General features: G+C 41.6%; 3 protein-coding genes. All 3 read left to right on the forward strand.

Features of this window, described 5'->3' with window-relative positions; genetic code table 11:
• The first annotated feature begins 92 nt into the window (after positions 1–92).
• A complete protein-coding gene (locus tag MFLO_RS13880) occupies positions 93–365 on the forward strand; it encodes a hypothetical protein (protein WP_051993687.1) in 273 nt (90 codons plus the stop codon).
• Entirely contained in the window at positions 366–482 is a 117-nt protein-coding gene (locus MFLO_RS15250; RefSeq protein WP_241433680.1) for an XkdX family protein, read from the forward strand.
• An 83-nt stretch (positions 483–565) separates the two neighbouring features.
• Complete coding sequence (locus MFLO_RS13885; protein WP_051993688.1) at positions 566–757, forward strand: hypothetical protein; 192 nt, start codon at positions 566–568, stop codon at positions 755–757.
• The last annotated feature ends 21 nt before the right edge of the window (positions 758–778 follow it).

Below are 778 nucleotides of genomic sequence, written 5' to 3' on the forward strand. Positions count from 1 at the left end.
TCGGGTGATATTAACATTGTGGCGGTGGGTGCTGTTGATGTTAATACCGGTCTTGATGGCATATCCTATTTTACGAAAGAGGTGACGTCATAATGTTTAAACAAGTGTTTAAGTTCGATGCAAGTGGCGTATTCGAACGTGATGATCTGATTTTTGTTGAAGATAACGAAGTGATGCCGGCAGGTTATACAACTATTGCGCCTCCTATCCCCTCTATTAATCCTGTTTTCAATGTAGAAAAACAGGTGTGGAGCAATGGGGACGACCCAAGCACTTTAGCCCCTCCTGAGCCATCGGAATTAGATAAACTTAAACAAGATCAAGCAGATTTATTATTGATTTTGGTAGAAACGGGGGTTATTTAAATGGCTATTGACTGGTTTGAAAAAGTAAAGGAGTACTTTGTGGGTGGCTTTTATGGTGTCGAAGAAGTCAATAAGTTTGTAGCACTAAAAAAAAATCACGCAAGAACAAGCAGATGAAATTTTCAGATCAAAGGAAGAACAGGAAGAACAGGAAGAAGCCGAATAGGCTTTTTTATTTTTGGTTGAGAGGTGGGGGGCAAATGGTAATAGGTTTCGCGTTATGGGGTGTGGCTATAACCGAATGGGCGGCTATTTTGAGCATAACAGTTAGCTTATTCGGAGGCTTGGCATGGATGTTTCAACGGATTGTTGTAAAGCCCTTGACGGACAGCATGAACAATTTAACGAAGCAGTTAGAAGAAAGCAGTGCTGACCGCAAGCTTTTTGCATGATCGTTTCGCGCGCGGCAAAAA

Origin of the sequence: Listeria floridensis FSL S10-1187, assembly GCF_000525875.1 — a bacterium.
GTDB lineage: Bacteria > Bacillota > Bacilli > Lactobacillales > Listeriaceae > Listeria > Listeria floridensis.

Excerpts from the sequence above, each read along its gene's own strand:
- MFLO_RS13880 (WP_051993687.1), top strand. The coding sequence starts at position 93 with ATGTTTAAACAAGTGTTTAAGTTCGATGCAAGTGGCGTATTCGAACGT.
- MFLO_RS15250 (WP_241433680.1), top strand. The coding sequence starts at position 366 with ATGGCTATTGACTGGTTTGAAAAAGTAAAGGAGTACTTTGTGGGTGGC.
- MFLO_RS13885 (WP_051993688.1), top strand. The coding sequence starts at position 566 with ATGGTAATAGGTTTCGCGTTATGGGGTGTGGCTATAACCGAATGGGCG.